This window comes from Cupriavidus sp. C1SS-2L (assembly GCF_057073735.1).
In genome coordinates this window covers 2,605,397-2,631,220 of the sequence record NZ_CP172709.1, presented here as the reverse complement: position 1 = coordinate 2,631,220, position 25,824 = coordinate 2,605,397, and the positions used below count along the sequence as shown (strand labels likewise).

The 25,824-nt window shown below is 66.8% G+C and carries 23 protein-coding genes and 2 pseudogenes; 9 read left to right on the top strand and 16 right to left on the bottom strand.

Going from position 1 to position 25,824, the window contains the following annotated elements:
* Positions 1 to 27: 27 nt before the first annotated feature.
* Positions 28 to 1,296 carry a fumarylacetoacetase gene (gene fahA / locus ACIGJG_RS29900; RefSeq protein WP_011300048.1) on the top strand — a complete coding sequence of 423 codons (1,269 nt, stop codon included), beginning with the start codon at positions 28 to 30 and terminating at the stop codon, positions 1,294 to 1,296.
* Between the two features lie 6 nt (positions 1,297 to 1,302).
* On the opposite strand, the gene ACIGJG_RS29895 is transcribed toward fahA, so the two are convergent.
* The 9 genes from ACIGJG_RS29895 to ACIGJG_RS29855 are packed head-to-tail and all read right to left on the bottom strand — an operon-like array spanning position 1,303 to position 11,134.
* A complete protein-coding gene (locus ACIGJG_RS29895) occupies positions 1,303 to 1,764 on the bottom strand; it encodes a hotdog family protein (RefSeq protein ID WP_483673623.1) in 462 nt (153 codons plus the stop codon).
* 1 nt (position 1,765) lies between these two features.
* On the bottom strand, positions 1,766 to 2,593 hold the full coding sequence (locus ACIGJG_RS29890; protein ID WP_483673622.1) for a beta-ketoacyl synthase chain length factor: 828 nt from the start codon (positions 2,591 to 2,593) through the stop codon (positions 1,766 to 1,768).
* On the bottom strand, positions 2,590 to 3,789 hold the full coding sequence (locus ACIGJG_RS29885; RefSeq protein WP_220630404.1) for a beta-ketoacyl-[acyl-carrier-protein] synthase family protein: 1,200 nt from the start codon (positions 3,787 to 3,789) through the stop codon (positions 2,590 to 2,592). Before ACIGJG_RS29885 ends, ACIGJG_RS29890 begins: the two co-directional genes overlap by 4 nt.
* 40 nt (positions 3,790 to 3,829) lie before the next feature.
* Positions 3,830 to 4,684: a polysaccharide deacetylase family protein gene (locus ACIGJG_RS29880; RefSeq protein WP_483674059.1), complete on the bottom strand. Its 855-nt coding sequence runs from the start codon at positions 4,682 to 4,684 to the stop codon at positions 3,830 to 3,832.
* A 1-nt stretch (position 4,685) separates the two neighbouring features.
* A complete protein-coding gene (locus tag ACIGJG_RS29875) occupies positions 4,686 to 7,124 on the bottom strand; it encodes an MMPL family transporter (RefSeq protein WP_483673621.1) in 2,439 nt (812 codons plus the stop codon).
* Entirely contained in the window at positions 7,121 to 7,729 is a 609-nt protein-coding gene (locus ACIGJG_RS29870; RefSeq protein ID WP_011300054.1) for a LolA-related protein, read from the bottom strand. Before ACIGJG_RS29870 ends, ACIGJG_RS29875 begins: the two co-directional genes overlap by 4 nt.
* 3 nt (positions 7,730 to 7,732) lie before the next feature.
* Positions 7,733 to 8,704 (bottom strand): lysophospholipid acyltransferase family protein, encoded by a 972-nt coding sequence (locus ACIGJG_RS29865; RefSeq protein ID WP_011300055.1) that lies wholly within the window; start codon positions 8,702 to 8,704, stop codon positions 7,733 to 7,735.
* The gene (locus ACIGJG_RS29860) at positions 8,698 to 10,410 is read right to left on the bottom strand and encodes an AMP-binding protein (protein ID WP_483673620.1); all 1,713 of its coding nucleotides are present in this window, start codon (positions 10,408 to 10,410) and stop codon (positions 8,698 to 8,700) included. Before ACIGJG_RS29860 ends, ACIGJG_RS29865 begins: the two co-directional genes overlap by 7 nt.
* 13 nt (positions 10,411 to 10,423) lie before the next feature.
* A complete protein-coding gene (locus ACIGJG_RS29855; protein WP_011300057.1) occupies positions 10,424 to 11,134 on the bottom strand; it encodes a COG4648 family protein in 711 nt (236 codons plus the stop codon).
* Between the two features lie 253 nt (positions 11,135 to 11,387).
* Between ACIGJG_RS29855 and ACIGJG_RS29850 the strand changes: the two genes are divergently transcribed.
* The 5 genes from ACIGJG_RS29850 (at position 11,388) to ACIGJG_RS29830 (ending at position 15,583) form a co-directional block, all read left to right on the top strand.
* Positions 11,388 to 11,648 (top strand): phosphopantetheine-binding protein, encoded by a 261-nt coding sequence (locus tag ACIGJG_RS29850; protein ID WP_041680151.1) that lies wholly within the window; start codon positions 11,388 to 11,390, stop codon positions 11,646 to 11,648.
* Between the two features lie 51 nt (positions 11,649 to 11,699).
* Complete coding sequence (gene fabG / locus ACIGJG_RS29845) at positions 11,700 to 12,449, top strand: 3-oxoacyl-ACP reductase FabG (RefSeq protein WP_140949283.1); 750 nt, start codon at positions 11,700 to 11,702, stop codon at positions 12,447 to 12,449.
* A 15-nt stretch (positions 12,450 to 12,464) separates the two neighbouring features.
* Positions 12,465 to 13,265 carry a glycosyltransferase family 2 protein gene (locus ACIGJG_RS29840; protein ID WP_483673619.1) on the top strand — a complete coding sequence of 267 codons (801 nt, stop codon included), beginning with the start codon at positions 12,465 to 12,467 and terminating at the stop codon, positions 13,263 to 13,265.
* A 163-nt stretch (positions 13,266 to 13,428) separates the two neighbouring features.
* A complete protein-coding gene (locus ACIGJG_RS29835; protein ID WP_011300061.1) occupies positions 13,429 to 13,932 on the top strand; it encodes a cupin domain-containing protein in 504 nt (167 codons plus the stop codon).
* A gap of 280 nt (positions 13,933 to 14,212) precedes the next feature.
* The gene (locus ACIGJG_RS29830) at positions 14,213 to 15,583 is read left to right on the top strand and encodes an MFS transporter (protein WP_011300062.1); all 1,371 of its coding nucleotides are present in this window, start codon (positions 14,213 to 14,215) and stop codon (positions 15,581 to 15,583) included.
* Between the two features lie 6 nt (positions 15,584 to 15,589).
* On the opposite strand, the gene ACIGJG_RS29825 is transcribed toward ACIGJG_RS29830, so the two are convergent.
* The 7 genes and pseudogenes from ACIGJG_RS29825 to ACIGJG_RS29795 form a co-directional block, all read right to left on the bottom strand.
* Positions 15,590 to 17,017 carry an aminotransferase-like domain-containing protein gene (locus ACIGJG_RS29825; protein ID WP_041680152.1) on the bottom strand — a complete coding sequence of 476 codons (1,428 nt, stop codon included), beginning with the start codon at positions 17,015 to 17,017 and terminating at the stop codon, positions 15,590 to 15,592.
* 206 nt (positions 17,018 to 17,223) lie between these two features.
* A complete protein-coding gene (locus tag ACIGJG_RS29820) occupies positions 17,224 to 18,930 on the bottom strand; it encodes a nitrite/sulfite reductase (protein ID WP_140949288.1) in 1,707 nt (568 codons plus the stop codon).
* Between the two features lie 139 nt (positions 18,931 to 19,069).
* Positions 19,070 to 19,633 (bottom strand): YcbK family protein, encoded by a 564-nt coding sequence (locus ACIGJG_RS29815; protein WP_011300065.1) that lies wholly within the window; start codon positions 19,631 to 19,633, stop codon positions 19,070 to 19,072.
* On the bottom strand, positions 19,630 to 21,303 hold the full coding sequence (locus ACIGJG_RS29810) for a L,D-transpeptidase family protein (RefSeq protein WP_011300066.1): 1,674 nt from the start codon (positions 21,301 to 21,303) through the stop codon (positions 19,630 to 19,632). Before ACIGJG_RS29810 ends, ACIGJG_RS29815 begins: the two co-directional genes overlap by 4 nt.
* Positions 21,304 to 21,520: 217 nt before the next feature.
* Positions 21,521 to 21,697, bottom strand: a complete 177-nt coding sequence (locus tag ACIGJG_RS29805; RefSeq protein WP_011300067.1) for a glycine zipper 2TM domain-containing protein — start codon at positions 21,695 to 21,697, stop codon at positions 21,521 to 21,523.
* A gap of 144 nt (positions 21,698 to 21,841) precedes the next feature.
* Positions 21,842 to 22,729: pseudogene (locus ACIGJG_RS29800) on the bottom strand (NAD(P)-dependent oxidoreductase); the annotation flags it as partial.
* A gap of 139 nt (positions 22,730 to 22,868) precedes the next feature.
* Complete coding sequence (locus tag ACIGJG_RS29795) at positions 22,869 to 23,444, bottom strand: helix-turn-helix transcriptional regulator (RefSeq protein WP_181184375.1); 576 nt, start codon at positions 23,442 to 23,444, stop codon at positions 22,869 to 22,871.
* A gap of 330 nt (positions 23,445 to 23,774) precedes the next feature.
* Here ACIGJG_RS29795 and ACIGJG_RS29790 point away from each other — a divergent pair, with 330 nt between their 5' ends.
* The 3 genes and pseudogenes from ACIGJG_RS29790 to ACIGJG_RS29780 all read left to right on the top strand — a co-directional run.
* A complete protein-coding gene (locus ACIGJG_RS29790; protein WP_041680153.1) occupies positions 23,775 to 24,020 on the top strand; it encodes a helix-turn-helix domain-containing protein in 246 nt (81 codons plus the stop codon).
* A gap of 2 nt (positions 24,021 to 24,022) precedes the next feature.
* Complete coding sequence (locus tag ACIGJG_RS29785; protein WP_140949290.1) at positions 24,023 to 25,363, top strand: type II toxin-antitoxin system HipA family toxin; 1,341 nt, start codon at positions 24,023 to 24,025, stop codon at positions 25,361 to 25,363.
* A gap of 58 nt (positions 25,364 to 25,421) precedes the next feature.
* A pseudogene (locus ACIGJG_RS29780) lies at positions 25,422 to 25,790 on the top strand (EAL domain-containing protein); the annotation flags it as partial.
* Between the last annotated feature and the right edge of the window lie 34 nt (positions 25,791 to 25,824).

The following is a 25,824-nucleotide window of genomic DNA, read 5'->3' as shown; positions in this document are numbered from 1 at the left end:
TGCCACAGACATTTTCCGGAGTCCCACATGACCGCCCCGATCACCAGCTGGATTGAATCCGCCAACGACGGCAAGACCCATTTTCCCCTGCAGAACCTGCCGTACGGCATCTTTTCCGTGAAGGGCCAGGCTGCACGCGTCGGCGTTGCGATCGGCAATGCTGTGCTCGATCTGGCTGCGCTCGATGAAGCCGGCCTGCTGCCCGTGGCAGCGAAGGGCACGTTTGCCGCCGCCAGCCTCAACCGCTTCATCGCACTGGGCAAGCCGGTGTGGTCCGAAACGCGCCAGCGCCTGACCGCGCTGCTGTCGGGCGCCGACGCCGCCCTGCGCGACAACGCCGCGCTGCGTGACCGCGCACTCGTACCGATGGACCAGGTGATGCTGCATCTTCCCGTCGAGATTCCCGGCTACACCGACTTCTATTCGTCGAAGGAACACGCCACAAACGTCGGCCGCATGTTCCGCGATCCGGACAACGCGCTGCTGCCGAACTGGCTGGAAATCCCGATCGGCTACAACGGCCGTGCGAGCTCGGTGGTGGTGAGCGGTACCGACCTGCGCCGCCCGAACGGGCAGATCAAGCTGCCCAACGAAGCGCGCCCGATTTTCAGCGCATGCCGCAAGCTCGACTTCGAGCTTGAGGTCGGCTTTATCGTCGGCAAGGAATCGGCACTGGGCGAACCGGTCAGCACGGCTGATGCACCGAACTATATGTTTGGCATGGTGCTGCTCAACGACTGGAGCGCGCGTGACATCCAGCAGTGGGAATATGTGCCGCTCGGGCCGTTCAATTCCAAGGGCTTCGGTACCTCGATTTCGCCGTGGATCGTGACTATGGAAGCGCTGGAGCCGTTCCGCCGCGACAACCCCGAGCAGTCGCCGCAGCCGCTGCCGTACCTGCAGCAGCAAAGCAAGAACGCCTACGACATCGCGCTCGAAGTCGCGCTGCGCCCGCAAGGCGCCGCGGCGGCCACCACGATCTGCCGCACCAACTTCAAGGCGATGTACTGGACCATGGCGCAGCAACTCGCGCATCACACGGTGTCGGGTTGCAACGTGCGCGTGGGCGACCTGATGGGCTCGGGCACGATCAGCGGCACCACGCCGGATTCCTACGGCAGCCTGCTCGAACTCACGCGCAACGGTGCCGAGCCGTTGAAGCTCGCCGACGGCAGCAGCCGCGCGTTCCTCGAGGACGGCGATGAAGTCGTGATGAGCGGTTTCGCTGCGGGCGACGGATACGTCGTCGGCTTTGGCGCAGTGTCCGGCAAGATCCTGCCGGCGCCCAAAGCGTAAGCGCGTTCAGGCGGCGCCGGGTGGCGCCACGTCAAGGATCACCGCCGCCCGGCCGGAAAGCAGCCGCTTGCCGCCACCGCTGACCTCGAACGCATAGAGCACGTTGCTGCCTTCGCCGCTGACGCGATGGGCTTCGATGGTCAGCGGCCCCTCTATATCGTCGAGCCGTTCGACGTCCAGCGCGAGCTTGCGCACGCTGGCGAGATAGCCCATGCGCGGGCGCTCCCCGCCTTGCTGCAGCACCGCGCCGTGCACGGCCATGGCCTGCGCCGCGTATTCCACGCCGCACACGGCGGCCAGCCGCCCGTGCGCGCGGAGCGGGTTGTCGACGCTGCGGTGGCTCGTGGCCTGGCAGCGAATGAAATCCGCGTCCCAGTCGAGCACGCTGTCGAGCAGGCACATGCTGCCCTGATGGGGAATCCGGGTTGTAATCCAGGCGTGGTCTAGCGGCGTGTGCGGGGCCGGCACGCTATTCGCCAGTCCCGCGCTGCGTTTGCGGCTGTACCGTCACCTGCAGTTGCAGGTCTTCCAGGTAATCGAGCACCACCGTGCCGGTCGACTGCACGGCGACGGCATGCAGCAATGGCAGTGCGCGCGCGGTCGGTACCGAGCGGCGCAGGTGCTCCAGCGCAGCATCATCCATCGGCGTCGCGGGCGCCTGCGCCAGTCCCACTTCTATCTGTGCCAGCGAGCGCCCAGAACGATGCGGCGATAGCAGCATCGCGACACCGAACGGCGCCGCGATGGGCCGTAGCGTGCGCAGCGGTTCCGGATAATCGGAGTCGTAGGCGATTAGCAGGCAGGGCTCCTGGTCGGCCGATACCTGCGCCGCCGCTTCCAGCAGGCCGGCACTAAAGCTCGCGTCGAGCGCGCTCAGCACATTGGCCGGGCGCATCGCGCGCGTAGCAATCGACCAGTACCCGGCGGCGACGTTGTGCACCGAGTTGTGAAAGCGCGTCGGCGACATCATCGGCTCTGGCTGCGCGAGCGCTTCGCAGATGGCGTGGAAGTTGTGCCCATCGGCACTCGAAGACGTGAAGACCGTAGGCAGGTCCGCGGCTTCCATGCCGCTGGCGGCAACAGCTTGCTGACCGATGCCGAGCGCGAGCCTGACAGCCGTGCCGCTGCGGCGGCGTTCGGCCGGCGGCAGGATGTCCGGCGGAGCGAGTTCCGTCGCCGCAGGTTCGTAGGGTTGCCGTCCGGCAAGCACCTCGTTGGCCTGTGCCCAGCCGCTCAACCCCGGGCCGAGCACCCCGATGCCATCGATGAAAGCGATAAGCGGTGTGCGCATGGTCATTGCGCGCCCGTTGCGCGGCCCAGCAGCAGGCTGCAGTTGGAACCGCCGAAGCCGAACGCATTGCTGAGCACATGGCGCAGCGGCTGTTCGCGCGTTGCAAGGCAGTAGTCCACCGCAAGCGCGGGATCGATCTGCGTGGTGTTGATGCCAGCCGGCAGCAGCCCGTGGCGCAGGGCCAGTGCGCTGATCACCGCTTCGAGTGCGCCCGCGGCGCCAAGCGTATGCCCCGTGGCGCCCTTGGTGGAGCTGCATGGCGTGCCCGGCAGCAATGCCGAGATCGCGCGCGCTTCCGTGGCGTCATTGGCGCGCGTGGCGGTACCGTGCAGGTTCACGTAATCGACCTGTTCCGGCGACACGCCGGCACGGGTCAGCGCCTGCTCCATGGCCATGCGGGCGCCCAGGCCTTCCGGGTGCGGTGCCGACATATGGTGTGCGTCGCTCGACTCGCCGATGCCAAGCAGCAGGATCGCACCGTCCGGTGCGGGATCGGGCGTGCGCTCGACCAGCACAAAGGCGGCGGCCTCACCGATCGAGATGCCGTTGCGATCGGCATCGAATGGCCGGCATGGCTGGTTGGAGAGCAATTCGAGCGAGCCGAAGCCATACAGCGTGGTGTGGCACAACGAGTCCACGCCGCCAACGACGGCTGCATCGATCAGTCCGGCTTCAATCAGGCGGCGCGCCGACGTGAATACTTTTGCGCCGGATGAACACGCCGACGACACCGCGTTGGCCGGGCCCTGCAAGCCAAAATACGCGCGTACGAAGCCCGGCAGCGAATACGGACTGTGGGTACCGGCATAGCTGAGGCCTGCAGGCAACGCGCCCGTTTGCGGATCGCGTTGCCGGTAGGCAAGTTCAGTCTGCAGCACGCCCGCCGTGCTGGTGCCGAGGAATACGCCGATGCGGTCCGCGCCGTAGCGTGCCACCGCCTCGCGTACCCGGTCGGCGAAGCCATCCTGTTCCAGCGCGAGCAGGGCCAGGCTATTGTTGCGGCAGGTAAAATCCGCCAATGCCGGCGGCAGGGTGACGCTGTCGACGCCCGGCACTTCGCCGACCCAGGTATCGAGCCGGATATCACCGAACTGGCACGGCGCGAGGCCGCCGCGCTGTTCCCGCAGTGCGCTCACCGTGTCGTCAAGCCCGGTGCCGATGCAACTGGTGGCAGTGAAATGCGAAAGATGGAGCGGCGACACGGAATGTGTTGAGTGGGAGACGCGGGGTGCGGCCATTGTATCAAGCCGCATGCAAGTCCCATGCCGCCATGCCGGCACGCAGCGTCACGCAGCGCAGGCCCGCATCGGTAATTGTTGCAAGCAGTTTGGGCAGCACGGTCGTGCAGTGCGGTTTGCCGGCCGTATCGACACCGCTATTGCCGTCGTGCAGCAGCAGGATGTCGCCAGCGGCCAGGTTTCGCATGAGGCGCTGCGCGACGCGCGCGGCATGGTCGCCGTTGCGCGTGTCGTAGCCGCGCCGGGTCCATGCGGCAAGCTGCAGTCCCTCCGCGCACAGCACGGGTTCGAGGAACAGATTGCGCAGTCCTGCCGGCGCGCGGAAATAGCGCGGTGGCTGTCCCGTGATCTCGGTCAGCAACTGCTGGGCGGCGCGGATCTCGCGACGCATGCGCCAGGGGCCGAACAGCGAAAAATCGAGCCGGTGATGCATGCTGTGGTTCTCCACGGTATGCCCGCGGCGTGCGATCTCCCGTACGAGATCGGGATATCGCGCCGCGCGCTCGCCAATGCAGAAAAACGTGGCGCGCGCGCCATGACGGTCGAGCATGTCGAGCACGCGCGGGGTCATGTCCGGGTGCGGGCCGTCATCGAAAGTCAGCGCCACGCTGTTGCCGGCGTTCGCTGGCAGCCGCAGCACGTTCGGCCCGAGCCACGTGCTGCGCGGCCACAGTCCGACTGTAGCAAGCGCCGAATGCGTGACGCCGACACTCGCTGCAGCCAGGCCGAGTGTGGCCGGATTGGCGAGCACAGCCGCGGCGGCACCTGCGTGCACCACGCCCGCGCCGTACAGCAGCATGCCGGGCCGCCAGCGGCGCGCCGCTGGCGGCATCGGCCCGTGCTGCGCAGTGGGGTTCATGTCAGACGTCTTCATCGTTCCAGCTGCTACCGCTAGCGTTGGCTGGCGTGGGCGCCAGGATGGCCGAGAAGCACAACGCCAGCACCGCGCCCGGACCGACTGTCAGGCCGAATGCCTTCAGCAGCGGCAAATCCGACAAAGCCAGTAGCCCGAACGCCGCCACCGTGGTCAAGTTGGCCAACAGCAGCGATACCAGTGTATGCGCCGAAATGGCCGTCGCCGGCCCGCTACCGGCCGCGCCATTGAAAAACAGCGCGTAGTTCGATCCCACTGCCACAAGCAGCAGCAGGCCTACCAGATGCAAAAGTGTGAGCGGCTGGCCCAGCGCCGCCAGCCCGCCCATGACAGCCAGCGCCGCCGCGGCCAGCGGCAGTACTGTGGCCAGCACGCGGCGTGGCGAACGCAGCGCTACCGAAAGCAGCACGAGAATGGCGACTACACCACCAAGCGAGAGGTGCAGCGCCTCGCGCATATAGCCGCCATAGAGCTGGTCCGACTCGCGCTTGAGGTCAACGAAGAGCGCATGGCCGGCACCGGCGCGCGCCAGTGCCGCGCGTATGGGCTGGCTGTCGAGCACGTCGGTGGATTTGGCATTGGCCGGCGCACGCAAGGGCAGGGTGGCATTCCAGTGGTCGCCGCGCTGGGTCAGCAGGGCGTCGATGGCAAGCGCCATCGACGTGCCCTTGAGGTCCTGGCGCTGCAGCAGCGGCGCCGTGCGTGCCTGGTTGGCCTCTGCCAGGAACGGAGCGAACAGTTCCGGCCGCACGGGCTGTTGCGCGATGGCCGTGCGCAGGCGCTGCGACAACTCCTCTGGCGGTGGCAGGCTGGCCTGGCGCGCGCGTTGGGTCGCGGCGCTTGGCAGGTAGCGAGCGGGGCTTTCGTAGCCGCCGATGACATCTGATGCCACGAGAGGATCGAGTTCGCGCGCTACGCGCTCGGCATCCCGCAGTACTGATTCCTGGTCCGGGCCCGAAAGGACCACCAGGTAGCGCACGTCGGGCGCGCCAAGATCGGCGCGCAGCGAGGCGTCGAGCGCCTGCTCCGAGGCCGCCACGGGGCTCAGCGCCGACAGCTCGCGTCCCCACAGCGAGTCGTGGCGCGCCCACAGCACAGCGCAGGCGGCAATCGCCGCCACGGCCACCAGCCATCGCAGCCGGCTGGCGCGCGCCAGCAGCGCCGCCAGGCGCTGGCCGAGCGGCGTGACATCGCGCAGGTGCAGGTTGGCAGGGACCAGATGCGGCAGCACGAAGCGCGTGACCAGCGCGGCGGTGGCCAGCCCGGCGATCGAGTACAGCCCAAGCTGCGCCAGCCCCGGAAAGCCCGACAGCAGCAGCGAGGCGAACCCGCACACCGAAGTCAGCACGCCGAGCCGCACGGTCGGCCAGAAGCCGGCGATCCAGGCGCGGTTGTCTCGCTGCCCGTTGCGCGTGTACTGCGCCGACTGGACGAAAAGGTAGATCGAATAGTCGACGGCTTCGCCGATCAGCGTGGTGCCGAAGCCGAGCGTCAGCCCGTGCACGGTCCCGCCGAAACCGAGGCTCACGGCCGCAATGCCGGCCAGCGCGCCGGACAGCACCGGCACAAGCCCGAGCACCAGCAGCGGCACCGAGCGATACACCACCAGCAGCAGCGTGATGATGATCGCTATGCCGATTGCCGACAGCCGTTCCACGTCATGGCGGATGGTGTCGCGTGCCTTGACCGAGAACACGCCGGGCCCCGTCATCACGAGCCGGTACGGGCCGGCCTTGGCCGCGTCGGCAAATGCCCCGTGGATGGCGTCGATCGCCCGGGCCTGGCCGTCGGTGTCGGAGCCGGCGCTAGCCGTCTGCGCGAGCAGTACGGCACGCTTCCCGTCATGCGAAACCCACGTCCCCGCGTGCATCGGCACGCGTTGCTGGGCGTCAAGCTGGCCCATCATCGACATCACTTCGCCGGTCGGGTCGCGTGGCAGCAGGGACTTGGTGAACAGTCCGGCCGGGGACGCCAGCAGATCGAACGTTTCGCCGACGGCCGCGGACAGGCCCTGCTGCGAGAACCGTTCGGGCGTGACCGTCGGGCTCAGCAGGTAGCGGTGGTTGTAGACATAGCGCTGGTCGGCGGCCTGGTTGACCGGCTCGCCATTGGTGATCGCAGAGAACCGCGCATCCTGGCGCAGCCTGGCCGCCATCGTCCGCGATACGGCCGCACGCCCGTCGGCGTCGCCGCCTTCCACACCGACCAGGATCAGGCGCGACACCAGTCCTTCGCGCAACTGGTCCACCAGCAATTGCTGTTCGGCGCTCGGCATGCGCGGCAGGAACGCGGACAGGTCGGCGGTGAACCCGGTGCGCGCAACCACGGCCGCGCAGGCCAGCAACCACGCCAGCCAGAGCGCCACGGCCAGCCGGGCCCAGGGCAGGGCGGTTGTGCGCGAACCGCCGCGCGGCGCCGGCATCATGGCTTGCCGGCGGGGCGGATCTTCATGACCGAACGGTCGCCGTCGGCCTGGCGAATTTCCACACTGTCGAGCCCATCATGAGCGCCCTCGATACGCACCTGGGTGACCATGGCCGCCATGCGCGAATCGGCCGGCGTTAGCGTCAGCGTCCAGCGGCTCGCGCGGCCCTGGAGGCCGAGCTTGTAGTAGCGTTCGAGCGTGGTGCGGTTGCCCGCCAGCGTGCCGCGGATGCTCTCGATGAACGCGGCGATTTCCGGGTAGTTCTGCAGCGGCATGGTGAAGCGTTTGCCGCCGCGTTCCACCGTCATCATGTCGCCGTCGAGCACCAGGTTTTCAGGTTTGGGCGTGACGGTGCGTTTTTCGAGGTGGTCGGGCGCGGTGAACACCAGTTCGCCACTCGATTCCACCGGGCGATCCAGGATCGCCAGGTACTTGGTCTCGGTGAATTGCACGCGGCCGGACTTGCGCTGCGCGAGTGCGGACATGAGCTGGTCGACGCCCCAGGCGGACGAGCCGCTGTCGGCGGCGAGCGCCTGCCCGGCCATGCCGGGCAGCATTGCAGCAGCCAGCAGCAGGGCCGGCAAAATCAGGCGGATTCGACGCATCGGTCAGGGCTCGTTGCCTGGCGGCGGCTGTTCGGACAGCGGCGGGCCGGCGTGCCAGAAGTCGTAGAAATTGAACCAGTTGTACGGCGCACTGCGGCAGAACTGCTCGAGCAGCGCCACGTAGCGTTGCAGCGCGGCCTGCACTTCGGCCTCGCGGCGTCCGCGCGCGACTTGCGAGAAGTCGGCAAGCGGTACGAAGTGCACATCGTAGCGATTGCCGCCGCGGTACAGCCCGGTGATGAAGAACACCGGCCGGCGCAGCATGGCCGCCATGCGCAGCGGACCGGTCGGGAAGCCCGTCGGCGCCCCCAGGAAATCGCACTGCTGTACCGGGTCCGTCGCGCGCTGCGACAGCGTGCGGTCGGCCAGCATGCCGATCATGTAGCCGCGGTCCAGGTAGTCGCGCACGCGCAGCATGGCGTCGACCTTGCCCAGCGTGATCATGTCGCGGCGCATGGCCGGGTTGATCGACTGCAGCACGTCGTTGAGCTTGTGGGCGTTCTCTTCGTACATGGTGATGGCGACACGCATGTCCGGATGCTTCCGGCCCATGGCGCGGATCACCTCGAAACTGCCCAGGTGCGCGCCCATCAGGAACGCGCCTTGCCCGCGCGCGATCGTCTGTTCGAGCTGCTTTTCGCCGTGCAGGCGGATGTCGAACAGGTCGAAGCGGCCGTTGAGCAGGTAGATGCGGTCGTGGATGGTCGACGCGAACGTGAAGACATGGCGGAAGCCGTCCATCCAGCCGGCTTCGCGGCCGAGCGCGCGGTCCATGTACGCGCGCGAGGCATGGCGCGCGGTCGGCGAGAACAGCGTGAAGTACGCCGCGATCAGGCGCAGCACCACGCGCCCGGCAGGGCGGCCGAGCGCGAGCGAAATCCACGTCATCACGCGCATCAGCGTGACATTGCTGCGTTCCTGGCGGCTGGACCAGTCGGTGTCCAGTGGCTGGGGCTTGCGAAGCCAGGTCAGCATGGCGATGCCTCCCTGCTCGCCAGCGTGGCCCGCGTGCTCAGCGTGCCGCTGGCCACGTCACGCCCGCCAGCGCGCAGCGTGAAGCGGATGGACGCCGTGCCGGCGTGGTCCCCATGCAGCTGGTGTGCGACCTCGACCCGCTCGCCGGGCCGGACCGGGCTCAGGAACTTGACCGTGCCAACTTGCGCGACGGCAAGCGGTTGTCCGAGCGCTGCGCCGATCTGCAGGATCGCATGGTCCAGCAGTACCACGCCGGGGACCACGGGATTGCCCGGAAAATGGCCCGCTATCGCCGGGTGCCCCGCGTCGATCACAAAGCCTGGCGCGTGGCGCTGTGCCAGTTGCGCGGCCACCAGCGGCGCCAGTGCTTCTCGCGGAAGCTTGCCCGCGGCATTGCGCGGCAGGCGATCGACGAGACAAAGCGGCCGCGGCAGGAACGCGGCGTCGATGCGCTCGCGCAGCTCCTGCAGGATGCGCGCGGCCGGCACGCCGGGGGCTACGGCCAGCGCCACGAGCCGCACCACGCGGCCTGCGGCCTCGACTTCATGCACGTCATCGGGCACGTAGAAGGTGCCGTCCTGCACGCCGTCGATGGCTGTGAGTTGCTGATTGAGATAGGCGAGCGACGTGCGCTTGCCGGCTATCTTGATCATGTCGGCCTTGCGGCCGTGGAGCACGAAGCGCCCGGCGTCGAGCGGCGCGATGGCATCGCCGAGCGCCACTGGCTCGTCGATGTGGCCGCCGCGGACCCGTATCGCGGGCTCGGATTCGCCATCGCCAGCGTGATCGCTGCGGCTTTCCAGGGTGATGCCGGGCAACAGCGTCCATTCGTCCGTGTCGGCGGTTTTGCGCGTCGCCATCGCGCCGGTCTCGGTGCTGCCGTAGATCTCGAGCAAAGGTGCCGCCAGACCAGCCTGCGCCTGCCGTGCCATGGCTCGGCTCATCGGGGCCGTAGCGGACAGCACGAGGTCGGCGGCAGGCAGGTCGCTGTCTGATTGCAGCAGTGCGCGCAGGTGCACCGGGGACGTCACCAGCGCGCGTGGCTGCGGGACGTCGCGCAGGGCAGCGCGGATATCGGCCGGATAGAACGCGCGCACCGAGGCCAGCGCTGCGCTACCTTGCAGGGCCAGCATCACCGTGGCTTCCAGTCCGAACATATGCTGCGGGGGCAGCGTGCCGACCAGCGTCCACGCGCGGCCGTCCGCCAGGCCAAGGCGTTGCGCCGTGGCACGCGCGCCGCGCACCATCGCGCCCCACGTCTTGGCATGGGCGACAGGCTGGCCGGTGGTGCCCGACGTGAACACATAGGCCATCAGCCGCTCTGCCGGAATGTCCGGTACGGGCAGCGGTGCGGATGGCTCGGGCTCAGATGCATCGTAAAAGAAACGGGGCAGCGCCACGCTGCCATCCGCGTCGTCGTGCAGGCAGAAGACATCCGGCGCAAACGCGGCGAGTTGCCGCACCGTTTCCGGCGTCTGTGCCGACGGCAGCAGGCTCACCTTGCCGCACAGCAGCGACGCGCAGAGCCCGACCGCAAAGCGGTATCGATCCGCACACGCATTGAAGACGTGGTCGCCGGCTGGCAGGCGTGCCGCGAGCGCGTGGACATCCGCCAGGAACCGGCTGGCCGTGACCGGTTGGCTGCCGCGCCACGCGACGACGCTGTCTGGGTCGGGATGAGAGAGAAGGGCGAACGTGCTCGTCATAAGCAATCCGCGTTCAGCGCGACGCGCCGGCGCGGCTGGCGCGCTCGGTCATCACGGTGCGATAGCCGCGCACGGCATCGAGCACGCCGGTGTCCTTGGCCGCCGGCAGCAGCGCGCGGCGGCAGGCCGCTTCGGCAACGAACATCAGCGCGATCAGGATGGGGGTGCCGAGATTGGCAAACGTCGACCACGTCGACATGGGCGCGACCGCAAACAGCACGAGCGACGCCAGGGCCGTCGCGCCGAAGAACAGGGTCCAGGCCTGGGTCACGCGCTGGGTATAGCGTTGCATGTCCGGCGTCAGCGGGCCGTGGATCGCCGCCGCGAACTCGCTGCAGAGCGGTGTCGCGCCAGCGCGCAGCGTCCGGCCGAACATGGCGGCGAGAGCCGTGTTCGCCCCAAAGTGCTGGAGGAAGTAAGTCCAGCCAAAATGAGCGGCCAAGGGAATGCGCGCGACCCACAACGCAACGCCGCAAGCCGTCACAAGCACTAGCCAGGGCAAGCGCCAAGTGGCGCGCCACGCTGCGGCGAGGGCAATCAGCACAAATGGCGCCAGTCCCAGCATCAGCGCCGGGACTTCGCTTCCCGGCGTATGCGCCGCGTGGTGAAGTGCCGATTCGTACGCCAGAAAGCCCACGGGTGCAGCCACCCAACCGGCGCGCTGCAGTAGCGGCGTTGCGGCGGAAGACGGGACGACTGGGTGGGAAGGTTGGCTCGAGGGCATTACGGAATTATTGTGATGCAATATACTCTTTTCCTGCGGGCGGATGGCGCACAGAATGGCATTTCGCGCGCGCAACGCCGTCAAGGCGAACGCTTTATACCTTAAAAGACCCCGGGGACGCAGCGATGTTTCAGCAAAGTCGTTCCAATGTTGTTACTAAACTTCTCTCAGGTAGTGCGATGTGCCGGGCTTTGGTAGCATCGCCTCGCCGTCTTCCGGCGTCACTTATGAGCGGAAGAAGACATTCACGACAATGAACGAACTCGACACGGAACTCGCTAGCCTGATCATTGGCGAACTGGACATCGCCGACCTGAAACTGGAAGACGTGAGCGCCGATACGCCGCTTTACGGCGACGGTTTCGGGCTCGATTCCATCGATATCCTGGAAATCGCGCTGCTGGTGTCGCGCAAGTACGGGGTCGAACTGCGCTCGGACAATCCCGACAACAAGACCATCTTCGCCTCGCTGGGCAGCCTGGCCGCCTACGTCGCGGCAAACCGCACGCGCTGAGCGCGGCGGCCAAGGCCGATCCGGCGGACAGGAGCAGGACAGGGAGCACTTATGGCGCAGCAGGGCAGGCCGCAAGCTACGCGCAGGCTGGCGCTCGTCACCGGCGCGAGCGGCGCTATCGGCAGTGCTATCAGTCACGCCCTCGCCGCAGCCGGCAATGAGGTGTGGGTCCACGCGAATCGCAACCTGGCGCAGGCGGAAGCCGTGGCGGCCACCATCCGCGCAGCGGGCGGTGCCTCGACCGCCATTGCCTTCGACGTGACCGACGCCGACGCGACCGAAGCTGCACTGCAGCGTGTACTTCAACACGGCACGGTGCAGATCCTGGTCAACAACGCCGGCATCCACGACGATGCGCCGCTGCTTGGCATGAGCCGCGACCAGTGGCGCCGCGTCATCGACGTCTCGCTGCACGGCTTTTTCCATGTGACGCAGCCCTTGCTGATGCCGATGATGCGCACGCGCTGGGGCCGCATCATCAATATGGCCTCGGTGGCCGGCGTGATGGGCAACCGCGGGCAGGCCAACTATGCCGCGGCCAAGGCGGGCCTGATCGGCGCGACGCGCTCGCTGGCGATCGAGATGGCGTCGCGCGGCGTTACGGTCAATGCCGTGGCGCCGGGCGTGATCGAATCCCCCATGACGGAACTGGCGTTCCCCGCGGAGCGCGTCCGCCAGATCGTGCCAGCCGGCCGCGCGGGCACGCCCGATGACGTGGCCGGCATGGTGGCCTACCTGGCTTCCGATGCGGCAGCCTATGTGACCGGCCAGGTACTGTCCGTCAATGGCGGCATGGCCTGAACCTGTCTTCCCACCATGGCCCCGCAGCCGTCCCCGACCCATCTGCTGCTGATCCCCAGCTACAACCCCGGCGCGAAGCTGCGGGAAACGCTGCGTGCCGCGCGCGAGGCCTGGTGTCCGGTCTGGGTGGTGGTAGATGGCAGCACCGACGACAGCACGCAATGGCTGCAGCAACAGGCCCGCGAGGATTCCGGTCTGCGCGTACTGGTCCTGCCCGAAAACCAGGGCAAGGGCGCGGCGGTGCTGCACGGCATCGAGGCCGCCGCCGCGGAGGGCTTCACGCATGCGTTGGTGATGGACTCCGACGGCCAGCACCCGGCCCAGCTGATCGCGCAGTTCATGGCGGCGTCGATGCGCGACCCGGACGCAATGGTGCTCGGGCGCCCGATTTTCGATGCGAGCGCGCCGGTCGAACGCGTGTACTGGCGCCGCGTGTCCAACTTCTGGACGGACGTCGAAACACTGTGGGCCGGCATCGGCGATTCGCTGTATGGCTTCCGTGTCTATCCGATCGAACCGCTGCGGGCCGTCATGCGGGAAAGCCGCTGGATGCGGCGCTTCGACTTTGATCCCGAGGTGGCAGTGCGCCTGTGCTGGCGCGGCGTGCGGCCGGTCAACCTCGATGCGCCGGTGCGCTACTTCGATCCGCGCGCGGGCGGTGTGTCCCACTTCCGTTATCTGCGCGACAACCTGCTGCTGGGGTGGATGCACCTGCGGCTGGTGACCGGCTGGCTGGTGCGGTTGCCACGGCTGCTCTGGCGGCGGTTGCATGCGGCCGCGGACGGCAACTCGCGCCCGCCGAACCGGGCGACCTGAAAGCGTTGGTCGGACCAGCACCTCCGCCGTGGCCTTTGCGCTGGACGTCCAGTAACGCCGACGCCGTGCGCCTGCACTACGATGGTCTCAGGCTCTCCTCGGAGGTAACGATGCGGCTGCCAGGCCGCGTGCGAGCATGGGCCAACGCAAGAAGGAGAAGATCATGAAAGCGCATTCTTCAGAGCATGCAGCGCGGCAGGCATGGCTGGCGGCAGCGATCCTGGCGTTATTGGCAGCGGCCGGACCAGCCAATGCTCAGGAACCGGCCGCGGCAGGCATGGAGATGATCAACCCAGACGCGGTGAAATGGGGCGACGCGCCCGCTTCGCTGCCCAAAGGGGCGAAGCTTGCCGTGTTGTACGGCGATCCGGGCAAAGACGTGCCGTTTGTCATCCGGCTCAAGACGCCGGCCGGCTACAAGGTACCGGCCCACTGGCATACCCAGGCCGAGAACCTGACCGTGATCTCTGGCACGCTTTACCTTGGAGCCGGGGACAAGATGGACATGGCTCACGCTCATGCCCTGAAGACGGGCGGTTTCCACTATCTGCCCGCCAAGGCCCATCACTATGCGTTCAGCAAGACCGAGACCGTAGTGCAGATCCACGGCACAGGCCCGCTGGATATCCATTACCTGGATCCGAAGGACGACCCGTCCGCCAAGTGAAACACCTGACCGGCTGGCGGCCCGGATAGCCGTCGGTCCCGTTCCATACTGCTCCACGTATACCCTGAATGAAGGGGCTAACGCGTGATCACCCCCAGAGCCGCGCCAGTCTGTAGGCGCCTTTACGGCCGATACCTCTGGGGTATGCCGGAAATACCCATTCGGTGTTGGACTGGCCGTCCGCGCCACTCCTATTCTCCACGCCAGAAGACGTGCCGCCGGCAACGTCGCGGCGATCCCGACGCAAGAAGCGGGACTTTTGGACAACTGGAGACAGGTAGTGAGACAGATCGATGTGTACGCAGTGGCGGACGGCGCCACCTTCAACCGCTTCCATGCAGGCGTGCTGTTCTGGTGCGCGCTGATCATCATTTTCGACGGCTATGACCTGGCAGTGGCCGGCATCGCTTTGCCGGCAATCATGAAGGACATGGGGGTGTCGGCGACGCACGCGGGCTTCATGGTCAGCTCGGCGTTGTTCGGCATGATGTTTGGGGCCATCTTCCTCGGCACGATTGCCGACCGCATCGGCCGGCGCAAGGCCATTGCCATCTGCATCCTGCTGTTCAGCGTGTTCACCGCCGCGGCGGGCATGACCAGCGATCCGATGCTGTTCGCCGCGAGTCGTTTCCTGGCCGGGCTCGGCATCGGCGGGGTCATGCCCAATGTGGTGGCGCAGATGACCGAGTACTCGCCACGGCGTATCCGCGGCACGCTCGTGACGCTGATGTTCAGCGGCTACTCTGTCGGCGGCATGCTGGCCGCGCTGCTCGGCAAGCAACTGCTCGAACAGTACGGCTGGCAGTCGGTGTTCCTGGCCGCTGGTGCACCGGCGCTGCTGGTGCCGCTGATCCTCAGCAAACTGCCTGACTCCATGCCATTCCTGCTGCGCACCGGACAAAACGACACCGTGCGCAAGATCCTGCGCGCCATCGATCCGGCGAACCCTTGCAAGGATGGTGACCGCCTCGTGCTGCCGGACGCCAGCACGGGTGGCCAGGCTGCTGTGGGCGAGCTGTTCCGCGAAGGGCGCGGCTTCAGCACGCTGATGTTCTGGCTGGCCTTCTTCATGTGCCTGTTCATGGTCTACGCGCTCAGTTCGTGGCTGACCAAGCTGATGGCGTCGGCCGGCTACAGCCTGGGCTCTGCGCTGACCTTCGTGCTGGTGCTGAATATCGGCGGCATGCTCGGCGCCATTGGCGGCGGCTGGCTGGCTGATCGCTTCAGCATCAAGTACGTGCTGATGGGCATGTATGCGCTGGCCGCGGTGTCGATCGCGCTGCTCGGTTACAAGGTGCCCACGCCGGTGCTGTTCCTGCTGGTGGGCCTGGCCGGTGCGTCGACCATCGGCACGCAGATCGTCACCTATGCGTATGCGGGGCAGTTCTACCCGGTGGCCGCGCGATCGACGGGCATTGGCTGGGCGTCGGGCGTGGGACGTGCCGGGGCCATCCTTGCGCCGATCGTGATCGGTGTGCTGGTAGGCATGGCTTTGCCGCTCGAGCAGAACTTCCTGGCGATCGCGGTACCGGCTGTGGTGGCCGTGCTGGCGGTGGGCGGCATCGACCATCGGCGCGCCGCATCGGTGGGCGCGGTGCCGTCAGAACAGGTTGCGCCGAAGGTCTACGCAGCCTCGCGCGCTGAGGGTTGATCTCCGTTACGACCGTGTGCCGGCCACCGCGCCGGCCAGCCGGCCCAGCGTGGCCAGCGCGGTCTCGGCACGCTTGTCCCATTCGTGTCCGTAGTTGAGCCGCAGGCAATTGCGGAAACTGTGCCGGGCCGAGAAGATCGGCCCCGGTGCGATGCTGATGCCGTGCGACAGCGCCAGCTGTTGCAGCGCCAGCGTGTCGGTGTCTTCAGGCAGTTCGATCCACAGGAAATAGCCGCCCGCCGGGCGCGTCGCACGCGTGCCGGGCGGGAAGTGCCGTGCCACCGCCTGTGCCACGGCATCCTGCCGCAGCATGAGCGCGTGCCTGAGCTGGCGCAGGTGCCGGTCATAACCGCCTTTTTCCAGGTACGCCGCAATGGCCACCTGCGCGGGCGCGGAGCCGGCCAGCGTCGTGGTCAGCTTGAGCCGCGCGACATCGCGCGCGAAGCGGCCGGGTGCGGCCCAGCCAACGCGATAGCCCGGCGCCAGACACTTCGAGAACGATGCGCAGTGCATGACCAGCCCGGCCTTGTCGAACGCCTTGGCCGGCGTGGGGCGGCGCGTGCCGAAGTAGAGCTCGCCATAGACATCGTCTTCGATCAGCGGTACCTCATACCGCGCCAGCAGTTCGACGAGCGCCTGCTTCTTCGCGTCGGGCATCAGCGAGCCAAGCGGGTTCTGGAAGTTGGTCATCAGCCAGCACGCCTTCGGGCGGTGCCGCTCCAGTGCCTGCTCCAGCGCGCCCAGCTCGATGCCCTCGCGCGGATGCGTGGGCACCTCGATGGCAGACAGGCCACAGCGTTCCAGTGCCTGCAGCGCCGCGTAGAACGTCGGGCTTTCGATCACCACCGCATCGCCGGGACGCGTGACGGCCATCAGGCACAGGTTCAGCGCCTCCAGCGCGCCGTTGGTGACGACGATCTCGTCGGCCTGCACGGTCAGCCCGTCCGCCAGGTAGCGCAGCGCGATCTGGCGGCGCAGGTTCGCATTGCCTGGCGTGAGGTCGTCGACACTGCTCCATGGGTCCAGCTTCTGCACGGTCGTGGCCATGGTCTTGGCCAGCCGCTGCATCGGGAACAGCAAGGGGCTCGGGAATGCCGAGCCGAATGGCACCACGTCGCGCCGCATCGTGGACTCCAGCACCTTGAAGACCAGTTCGCTGACATCGACCGGACCGGACTCCTGCACGGGTGCCGACGGCGTTTCCGCCTCCGGTGCAAGCTGGCGCGAGCCCGTGGCCACGTAGTAGCCGGAACGCTCGCGCGCGCGGATCAGGCCACGCGCCTCCAGCAGGTAGTAGGCCTGGAATACGGTCGACTGGCTGACGCCGCGGCCGGTGCTGGCCTGGCGCACCGACGGCAGCCGATCGCCGAGGCGCAGCACACCGGCATGGATGGACTGGGCAATGTCCTCCGCTAGTTCTTCATAGCGGGTCATCGGCCGGGGGGCGCCTGTCATCTGATCTTGTCCTTTTGGCAGTTTTGTCAACTGTAATGGATTGGGAAGATCAGGACCAGGCAGGTATCTGGATTCCCACTACATGAAGGGAGCAGGCCCGCCTAAAGGTGACAGAGGCAGCGCGTCGGCGAGCACTGCTGCGGTCATTCTCCGATTTTGTATCTTGCTACAGCGCAGCCATGGCTTCAGACACGGGCAGCCTCCGCTTCCAGACGGCGCTTTGCAATCACCGGATTCTGATAGACCGCAACCTTGAACGGTTCGATACCGACACGCTCGACCACATCGATGAAGCGCTCCGCTTCACTGTCGCGCATCGCGATGTAGCGCTTGATCAGTTCCTCGACCACCTCCGGAATCTCATCGCGCGCGAACGATGGCCCGATGATGCGGCCGATTGCGGCACCGGATGGCCCGCCCTGGCGTCCGCCAAGGGTGACCTGGTACCACTCCTCGCCGGCCTTGTCGACGCCGAGGATGCCGATATGGCCGACGTGGTGGTGTCCGCAAGAGTTGATGCAGCCCGAGATGTTCAGGTCGAGTTCGCCGATCTCGTAGAGGTAGTCGAGATCGTCGAAGCGTTGCTGAATCGCCTCGGCCAGCGGGATCGATACCGCATTGGCCAGCGAGCAGAAATCCCCGCCCGGGCAGGCGATGATGTTGGTGAGCAGGCCGATATTGGGCGTGGCGAGGTTCCACGTCTGCAGCTGCTGCCACAGTTCATGCAGGCGCGTGCGACGCACGTCGGCGATGATCAGGTTCTGTTCGTGCGAGACGCGCAGCTCGCCAAAGCCGTAGTGGTCCGCGAGGTCTGCCGCGGCTTCCATCTGGTCGGCGGTGATGTCGCCGGGCGGCGTGCCGGTGGCCTTCAGCGATACCGTGACGGCGGCATAGCCGGGCACGCGGTGCGCATGCACGTTGCTGCGCAGCCAGCGCGCAAAGCGCGGGTTGGCGACGGCCAGCGCGGGGTTCGGGTCGTGGTCCTGCGCGGCGGCAGCGTCGTAATCCGGCGTGGTGAAGCGCGTGGCGATGTCGCGCACGAAATCCGCATCGACGGTATCGGGGCCGCCGCGGATAGGCTGCCAGTGTTCATGGACCTGCTGAGCGAAGACTTCCGGCGTAAGGTCCTTCACGAGAATCTTGATGCGCGCCTTGTACTTGTTGTCGCGCCGGCCATGCAGGTTGTAAACCCGCAGGATCGCCTGGAGGTAGGTGAGCAAGTCGGACCAGTGCACGAATCCGCTGATTTCCTTGCCGACCATCGGCGTGCGCCCCATGCCGCCGCCCACCCACACGCGGAAGCCGGTTTTGCCGTCGCGCTCGACCGCCTGCAGCCCGATGTCGTGCACGCCTACCGCGGCACGGTCGGTGGTGGCGCCACTGACGGCGATCTTGAACTTGCGCGGAAGGAACGCGAATTCCGGATGCAGCATCGACCATTGCCGGATGATTTCGCACCACACCAGCGGATTCACCACCTCATCGGGTGCGATGCCGGCAAAGTGGTCCGTGGTCGTATTGCGGATGCAGTTGCCGCTGGTCTGGATCGCATGCATCTGGACCGTGGCGAGTTCGGCCAGGATGGCAGGCGCGTCTTCCAGGCGCGGCCAGTTGAACTGCATGTTCTGGCGCGTGCTGAAGTGGCCGTAGCCGCGGTCCCAGCGCCGCGAGATCTCGGCCAGCTTGCGCAGTTGGCGCGAAACCAGCATGCCGTAGGGGATCGCCACACGCAGCATCGGCGCATGACGCTGGATGTAGAGCCCGTTCTGCAGACGCAGGATACGGAATTCGTCTTCCGTGAGATCACCGCTCAGGAAGCGTGCGGTCTGGTCAGTGAACTGGGTAACGCGCTCGTCGACCAGTTGCTGGTCGGTGGAGTCATAGAGGTACATGGGGGCTGGTCTCGCATCGCTCTTGGGCCAGCCACGCCTTGCGGGCGTGGCACAGACTCAAGGCTAGCGATGGCCCCGGCATGCGGACAGCAGCAGTTGCGCGCGATTTCTGCCGTAGCAGCGTCGCTGGGGGCCCTGGTCAGCCCCAGTGGCGCACGCGGCCGGTGTCGACGTGGACGAAGTCCTCGCGCGCGTAGAAGCCTACGCCGCCCACGCCGAGCGACATGGCCGCATCGCGCAGATCGGCCAACGCAACACCCGGCAGACGGATGTCGATGGCCTTGCCGTCCATATGCAGGCTGTGCTTCGCCACGCCGCCACCGCCCGTGAGGCGCAGGCGCGCGTTCGTGACCGGGCTGCGGTAACCCGAGATCACCTGGAATGGCGATTCGCTGCCGAGCGTGCGGCGCAGTTCGAACAGCAGCCCGAAAAGCTGAGGATCGATCACGCCGACCTGACCGGAGTAGTGATCGCGCAGGAAATGGTTGAGCGTGGTCTGTGCCTGCGGCAGCACCTGATCGCCTAACGCATACACGAGCTGTAGATGTTCGCCGGTATGCGTGTGATCGAAAGACAGGCTGCGTGCGCCGGATACGTTGGCCAGCGCCAGTTGCGGCGACAACGCGGCCAGGCCGGCGCCGATCGCCAGGCCGCCGGTGTGTTGCAGGAAACGGCGGCGGGAGGGAGTGCGAGTGTGCTTCATGTCGGGTTCTGCGTGGGCGCCGGACGGGCAAGGGCATCCGGGGTGGCCGGTGTTGCAGGGGCGGCCGGTGCCGATGCCGGCACACTGGCGGGCCGGCGCGCGGTTTTCTGGCTCAGCGCCTGGTCCAGCAGCTTGTCCTGGCCATAAATGTCAGGCAGGAAGTATACCCGGCCATCGGCGCGGGCAATCGCGGTGCCGTAGGCAAGCACCACAGGCAGCGGCTGCTGCAGCGCCACGGTGTTCGACTGCCCCTTGGTCATCGCCTGCCGGATACGTTCTTCGGTCCAGCCCGGCATGTCCTGTAGCACGAACTTCGCCAGTGCCACGGGTTCCTCGACACGGATGCAGCCGTGGCTGAAGTCGCGCCGGTCGCGCTTGAACAGTTGCGGCGTGGGGGTGTGGTGCAGGTAGATGTTCTGATTGTTGGGGAACACGAACTTGATGTCGCCGAGCGCGTTCATCGGGCCGGGGCGCTGGCGGATGCGCATGCGGCCGTTCAGCACGGCATCCAGGTTGGCGTCGGACAGCGTGGTGACGGCCTTGCCATTGGAGACGAACTCGAAGCCCTGCTGCGTGAAATAGGCCGGATCGCGCCGCAATCTCGGGATGGTCTCCGAGCGCGCGATCGACGGCGGCACGTTCCAGTACGGACTGAACTCGATATAGCGCATGTCCTCTTTGAACAGCGGCGTGCGCGTATCGAGCGCCTTGCCGACGATGACTTTCATCTCGAGCTTGATATCGAGCTTGCCGCCGTTGTAGTCATAGGCGCGCAGCATGAACTCGGGGATATTCACCACGATCATGCGCGGGCTGTCGGTGAGCGGGGTCCAGCGCAGGCGCTCCATGGTCAGCTCGATCTGCCGCACGCGCGCGGCCGGGGTGGTATTGAGCTGCGCCAGCGTGCCGGCGCCGATCACGCCATCCGCCTCCAGCCCGTGGCGTGCCTGGAAGGCCTTGACGCCGTCCACGACCGCACCGCTATAGCGCTTGGGCGCCGGCGCATCGGCGGGCATGTCGCCAAGCGCCTGCAGGCGCCGCGCCATTTCGGCAAGCCCGCTGTAAGCCTGGCCGCTCGTCAGCTTGCCGCCGGGCAGAGCCGGTAGCGTGCGGTCCCAGCCCGGTTGCGCGGCCAGCGTCCGGTAGTGCGCAAGCGCGTCGCGAAGCGTGCCGTATAGCGGGAAGGAGGGTGCGGCCTCGCGGATGGCTTCGGGCAGCCGGTGGCCAGCCACGGCGGCGCGCAGGTAACTGTCGGGCTCGAACGCCGTCGATGGCGGCGCCGTGAAATTGGCGTGTACCTTGCGTGGATCGACACGGCCGCTGTGCAGGTCCGACAGGTAGCGCCGCATGGCGTCGCTGAGCGTGTTGTCGAGCTTGTCGATGGCGTCCTGCGCGGGCTGCGGGCCGGTGGCGGCTTCGGCGAGCGCGCGTTTCAGGCCGTCGGCATCGTAGTCCTGCGGCACCAGGCCATCCGTCTGCGCGCTGGCCAGTGCGGACACCGCCTGCTGGGCGTCGGGCGTGGGGCGTCCGCTGGCGAACCACAGCGGCTGCGCCGCGGCGCTGGCGGCGCAGGCAAGCAGCCAGGCAGCGAGCGTGCCGCCGATCCAGTGACGTGCATGGGAGGCGGGGGTGGCCGACAGGCGCGTATCAGGCGTGGTGGCGGGTGTCATGGGGATCGAGTTGGCATGGCTTGCTGCCTATCCTAGCCGAATAATTCGTATAGCCAGTTGCGTGCGCGCATATCGTGCGGCCTTGGCAAATATATTCAGGACGCATGCGAAACCGTTGAAGCCGGTTTGCGCCAGAGGCGTGCGCACATGGAAACGCCCGCTGCGCGAACAGCGGGCGTTGGAACGGATGAGCCTTCGATTCAGAACTGGTTCAGGACTACTTGCCGAGTTCATGGCCGACCACGCCACCGACCACTGCGCCGCCGACGGTGCCCGCGGTGCTGCCGTGCGACAGTTCGTGCCCCGCAACGCCACCGGCCACTGCACCGGCCGCGGTACAGCCGGCGAGGCCCATGCCAGCGCTGACCAGCAGCGCGACTGCGATTTTCCACATGGTCGTCTCCTGTGCCGCGCACGGATGAGGCCATCCGTGCTCATGCCTTCCAGCTTAGGCACGCGGATATATCGAGCCTTTCGGGCGCAGGCCGATTGCCATGTAGGACTTGTCGGACGGCCAGGTGCCGTCCGGATCGCTCAGTCAGTTCTGCGAAAACCGGCGCAGGCGCTTGATCAGCGACGATGTGTCCGAGCGGCCGCAGCCCATCTGCTGCAGGTCGGCATAGAACTGGTCGACCGTCGCGGTGACCGGCAGGCTCGCGCCGTTGCGGCGCGCCTCGTCCAGGCACAGGCCCAGGTCCTTGCGCATCCAGTCCACGGCGAAGCCGAAGTCGAACTTGTTTTCGATCATGGTCGGGCCGCGATTCTCGAGCTGCCAGGAACCGGCCGCGCCCTTGCTGATGACGTCGAGCACCAGCTTCATGTCGAGGCCGGCGCGCTCGCCGAACGCGATGGCTTCGGACAAGCCCTGGATCAGGCCGGCGATGCTGATCTGGTTGACCATCTTCGCGAGCTGGCCTGCGCCCGCTTCGCCAATGCGCGTCACGGCGCGCGCATACGCGGCGATCACGGGCTCGACGCGCGCGTAGACGTCGGCGTCGCCGCCGCACATGATGGTCAGGATGCCTTTCTCCGCGCCGACTTCGCCGCCGGACACGGGGCCGTCGACGAAATGCAGGCCGCGCTCGCGCGCCGCCGCGTAGAGTTCGCGCGCCACGTTGGCGCTGGCGGTGGTGTGGTCGACGAAGATGCAGCCCGTGGGCGCGGCGAAGAACGCGCCATCCGGACCAGTCAGCACCGAGCGCAGGTCGTCGTCGTTGCCCACGCACGAGCAGACTACGTCGGCCTGCCTGACGGCCTGCGCCGGGGTGTCGGCCGCCTTGCCGCCAAACTTCTCGACCCAGGCCTGCGCCTTCGCTGCAGTGCGGTTGTAGACAGTGACTTCATGGCCCTTGGCGGCCAGGTGGCCGGCCATGTGGAAACCCATGACGCCAAGCCCGAGGAATGCGACACGCATGCTGCGACTCCGTAACTGATTTGATGTTGTTTGATGTCGGTGGCGCGCGGCGGCTCATGTAGCGCATCCTGCGGTCGCAACAGAAGCGCGCAGCGCGGGGAGGCGTGGCCTCAGGCGCCGAGTATACGCCGCGCGAGCCCTTGAAGACTGGCTATCCCTGTCCCAGGATCGCCTTCCTGACCAGTTCCGACTGGCGGTTGCACTGCATCTTCGCCATCAGCATGGCAATCTGCTTGCGTACGGTGTTGACCGATACGCCCGCCGAGGCGGCATAGGCCGCAGCCGTCTGGCCCGTCACCAGCGCGCCCAGCACGCGGGCCTCCGCCGGCGTGATGCGGAACACCGCGGCAAGGTGGTCCGGGTCCGGTTGCGTGTCGCCGCTGTTGCGGCGTTGCATGCGCATCAGCACGCAGCGTTCGCCGGCCACGCGCAGCGACGGCCCGCCTACCACCATGTCGACGGTGACCGTAACGCCGGTTTCGGCGGGAATCGTCATGCTTTGCCGCACTCCAGTCTGGCATGTCATGGCCACGGACTGCAGCAGCATGGCGCGCATGCGCGGGTCGGCATGCCAGATAGTGCCATGGCGCTCGGCGAACATCGGCCCGGCGAAGATTTCGCGAGCCAGCGGCGAGACGCGCATCACGGCCCCGGTCGGGCCGACCAGGCAAATGGCCTCGTCGAACGAGGAAAAGGCTTCTTCTAGGTTGGCAAGGTGGCTGTACACGGCATGCTGCCTGCGCGCGATCGCGTCGCGCAGTGTGAGGACGAAAGCCGCCGCGGGGCCGACTCGGGGAATTCCTTTGGCCGCTCCAGGGCGTGCCTGGCTATTCCTGTCATGGTGGGCGAAATCTGGCCCATGCCAATGCCCCGAACGGGGGATGAGACACCTGGTAGCCGACCTGATCGGCGAAATATGCATTTTGAGTGACATCAAGATACCCATGACACGATTATTTAAGGAATAACGATGTCATGGGTATTTGCGAAATACCGATGACATAGGTAAAGTAGATATACCAACTACATGGGTAAAAGCGGGCGCAAGGCGAACCACATGAAACAAGTCCTTTCCACTCCCTTGCAGGTCCGGCAGGTGCTTCAGGGCGCCCGCAAGGCCGCAGGCCTCAATCAGAGCGAAACGGCGGCCAGGCTCAATATCAGCCAGAGCCGTATGTCCCACATGGAGCTGAATCCCGGCAGCATCAGCGTAGACCAGTTGCTGGCCTTGATCGGGGTGCTCGGACTCGAACTGGTGGTGCAGGAAAAGCGTGGCGGCGTGGATGCCGAGGCGGGGTGGTGACCATGGCCATACGCAAGACGCGGACACCAGCGCTGTCGGTCTGGGCCAATGGCCAGCGCGTGGGAACATGGCGCAATCCGGGAAGTGCCGCGACAGAGTTCGAGTACGACACGGCGTGGATGCACTCGGACACGGGCCGGCCGCTGTCGCTGTCGCTCGACTATGCATTGGGTACCCGCAAGGTCATCCGTGGCGAACCGGTGCATCACTATTTCGATAACCTGTTGCCCGACAGCGAACCGATCCGGCGCCGGCTGGCTATGCGATTCGGGACCGGCTCGACCGATGCCTTCGCGCTGCTGTCGGCGATCGGCCGCGATTGCGTCGGCGCGGTGCAGCTGCTCGGTGAAGACGAGATCCCCGCAGGCCATGACCGCATCGAGGGAGAGCCGCTGTCCGACCAGCAGATCGAGCAATGGCTGCGCGACACCGTGTCGACGCCGGCACCAGGACATGACCAGGACGACGACTTCCGCATCTCGATTGCCGGCGCGCAGGAAAAGACGGCGTTGCTGCGGCATGCGGGGCAGTGGCTGCGCCCGCACGGTGCCACGCCGACCACGCATATCCTGAAGCTGCCCCTGGGGCTGGTCGGCAACCGGCGCGCCGACCTGAGCGCATCGGTCGAGAACGAATGGCTATGCCTGAATATCCTTGGCGCCTACGGGCTGCCGGTCGCGCATAGCGAAATGCTGACGTTCGGCGAGCAGAAGGTGCTGAGCGTGAGCCGCTTCGACCGCCAGATGCATGCTTCGGGAAACTGGTTGCTGCGCCTCCCGCAGGAGGATTTCTGCCAGGTTTTCGGGCTCAGTTCGCTGCAGAAGTACGAAGCCGATGGCGGTCCGGGCATGGAGCGGATCGCGACGGTGCTGCGCAATTCCGAAACCCCCACGCAGGACCTGGAAACGCTGTTCAGTGCCCAACTGCTGTTCTGGCTGCTTGCCGCGCCCGACGGACATGCGAAGAACTTCAGCATCCGCCTGCTGGCCGGCGGGCGCTACCGGATGACGCCGCTCTATGACGTCATGTCGGTCTGGCCGGTCATTGGAGACGGTCCGAACCAGTTTTCGTGGCATCGCACCAAGCTGGCCATGGCCGTCGCGGGCAAGAGCCGGCACTATGCGCTGCGCGACATCCAGCGCCGGCACTTCAACGCCATGGCGTCGCAATGTTTCCTGGGCACCAATGCTGAGCCGGTGATCGAGCGGTTGATTGCCCGCACGCCTGCGGTGATCGATACCGTGGGAGCGATGCTTCCACCAGGATTCCCGCAGCGCGTGGCAGACGCGATCCTGAACGGCTTGCGCACGTCGGTCGAAAGGCTGGCCAGCATGCAGCCATAGTTTCGCTGCCCGACGGCGGGGTGCTCGTATCGAACGCCGCATGAAGGATAATCAGGTTGACGAGAGTCTGCGGATACTCGGCAGCCTCGACGCGCTGGGCGTGCCCATCGCCATCGACGACTTCGGCACGGGCTACTTGAGCCTGCTTCACCTGAAGCGCATCCCCGCGAGCGAACTGAAGATCGACCGCGGCTTTGTGCGCGACCTGGCGCATGACACCGAAGACGCCGCCATTGTTTCCGCTATCGTCGCGCTCGGCCGGACGCTGAACCTCAACGTCGTCGCGGAGGGTGTCGAAGCGCCTGCGTAGCGCAAGTTCCTGACCGAGGCCGGCTGCGACGCGCTTCAGGGTTACCTGCTCGGCGAGCCGATTCCGGCCGCGGCCTTCCCGAGGCGCGAGATGGTGCTGGAGAAGGCGGCACCCTGAGCGGGAAGGCAGCCGCCGGCTGCCTTCCCGGGCG

Excerpts from the sequence above, each read along its gene's own strand:
- ACIGJG_RS29850 (WP_041680151.1), top strand. The coding sequence starts at position 11,388 with ATGAACGAACTCGACACGGAACTCGCTAGCCTGATCATTGGCGAACTG.
- ACIGJG_RS29815 (WP_011300065.1), bottom strand. The coding sequence starts at position 19,633 with ATGAAGCACACTCGCACTCCCTCCCGCCGCCGTTTCCTGCAACACACC.
- ACIGJG_RS29855 (WP_011300057.1), bottom strand. The coding sequence starts at position 11,134 with ATGCCCTCGAGCCAACCTTCCCACCCAGTCGTCCCGTCTTCCGCCGCA.
- ACIGJG_RS29805 (WP_011300067.1), bottom strand. The coding sequence starts at position 21,697 with ATGTGGAAAATCGCAGTCGCGCTGCTGGTCAGCGCTGGCATGGGCCTC.
- ACIGJG_RS29870 (WP_011300054.1), bottom strand. The coding sequence starts at position 7,729 with ATGCGTCGAATCCGCCTGATTTTGCCGGCCCTGCTGCTGGCTGCTGCA.
- ACIGJG_RS29825 (WP_041680152.1), bottom strand. The coding sequence starts at position 17,017 with ATGACCCGCTATGAAGAACTAGCGGAGGACATTGCCCAGTCCATCCAT.
- ACIGJG_RS29880 (WP_483674059.1), bottom strand. The coding sequence starts at position 4,684 with ATGAACCCCACTGCGCAGCACGGGCCGATGCCGCCAGCGGCGCGCCGC.
- ACIGJG_RS29840 (WP_483673619.1), top strand. The coding sequence starts at position 12,465 with ATGGCCCCGCAGCCGTCCCCGACCCATCTGCTGCTGATCCCCAGCTAC.
- ACIGJG_RS29810 (WP_011300066.1), bottom strand. The coding sequence starts at position 21,303 with ATGACACCCGCCACCACGCCTGATACGCGCCTGTCGGCCACCCCCGCC.
- fahA (WP_011300048.1), top strand. The coding sequence starts at position 28 with ATGACCGCCCCGATCACCAGCTGGATTGAATCCGCCAACGACGGCAAG.
- fabG (WP_140949283.1), top strand. The coding sequence starts at position 11,700 with ATGGCGCAGCAGGGCAGGCCGCAAGCTACGCGCAGGCTGGCGCTCGTC.
- ACIGJG_RS29820 (WP_140949288.1), bottom strand. The coding sequence starts at position 18,930 with ATGTACCTCTATGACTCCACCGACCAGCAACTGGTCGACGAGCGCGTT.
- ACIGJG_RS29860 (WP_483673620.1), bottom strand. The coding sequence starts at position 10,410 with ATGACGAGCACGTTCGCCCTTCTCTCTCATCCCGACCCAGACAGCGTC.
- ACIGJG_RS29790 (WP_041680153.1), top strand. The coding sequence starts at position 23,775 with ATGAAACAAGTCCTTTCCACTCCCTTGCAGGTCCGGCAGGTGCTTCAG.
- ACIGJG_RS29890 (WP_483673622.1), bottom strand. The coding sequence starts at position 2,593 with ATGACCATGCGCACACCGCTTATCGCTTTCATCGATGGCATCGGGGTG.
- ACIGJG_RS29785 (WP_140949290.1), top strand. The coding sequence starts at position 24,023 with ATGGCCATACGCAAGACGCGGACACCAGCGCTGTCGGTCTGGGCCAAT.
- ACIGJG_RS29835 (WP_011300061.1), top strand. The coding sequence starts at position 13,429 with ATGAAAGCGCATTCTTCAGAGCATGCAGCGCGGCAGGCATGGCTGGCG.
- ACIGJG_RS29865 (WP_011300055.1), bottom strand. The coding sequence starts at position 8,704 with ATGCTGACCTGGCTTCGCAAGCCCCAGCCACTGGACACCGACTGGTCC.
- ACIGJG_RS29875 (WP_483673621.1), bottom strand. The coding sequence starts at position 7,124 with ATGATGCCGGCGCCGCGCGGCGGTTCGCGCACAACCGCCCTGCCCTGG.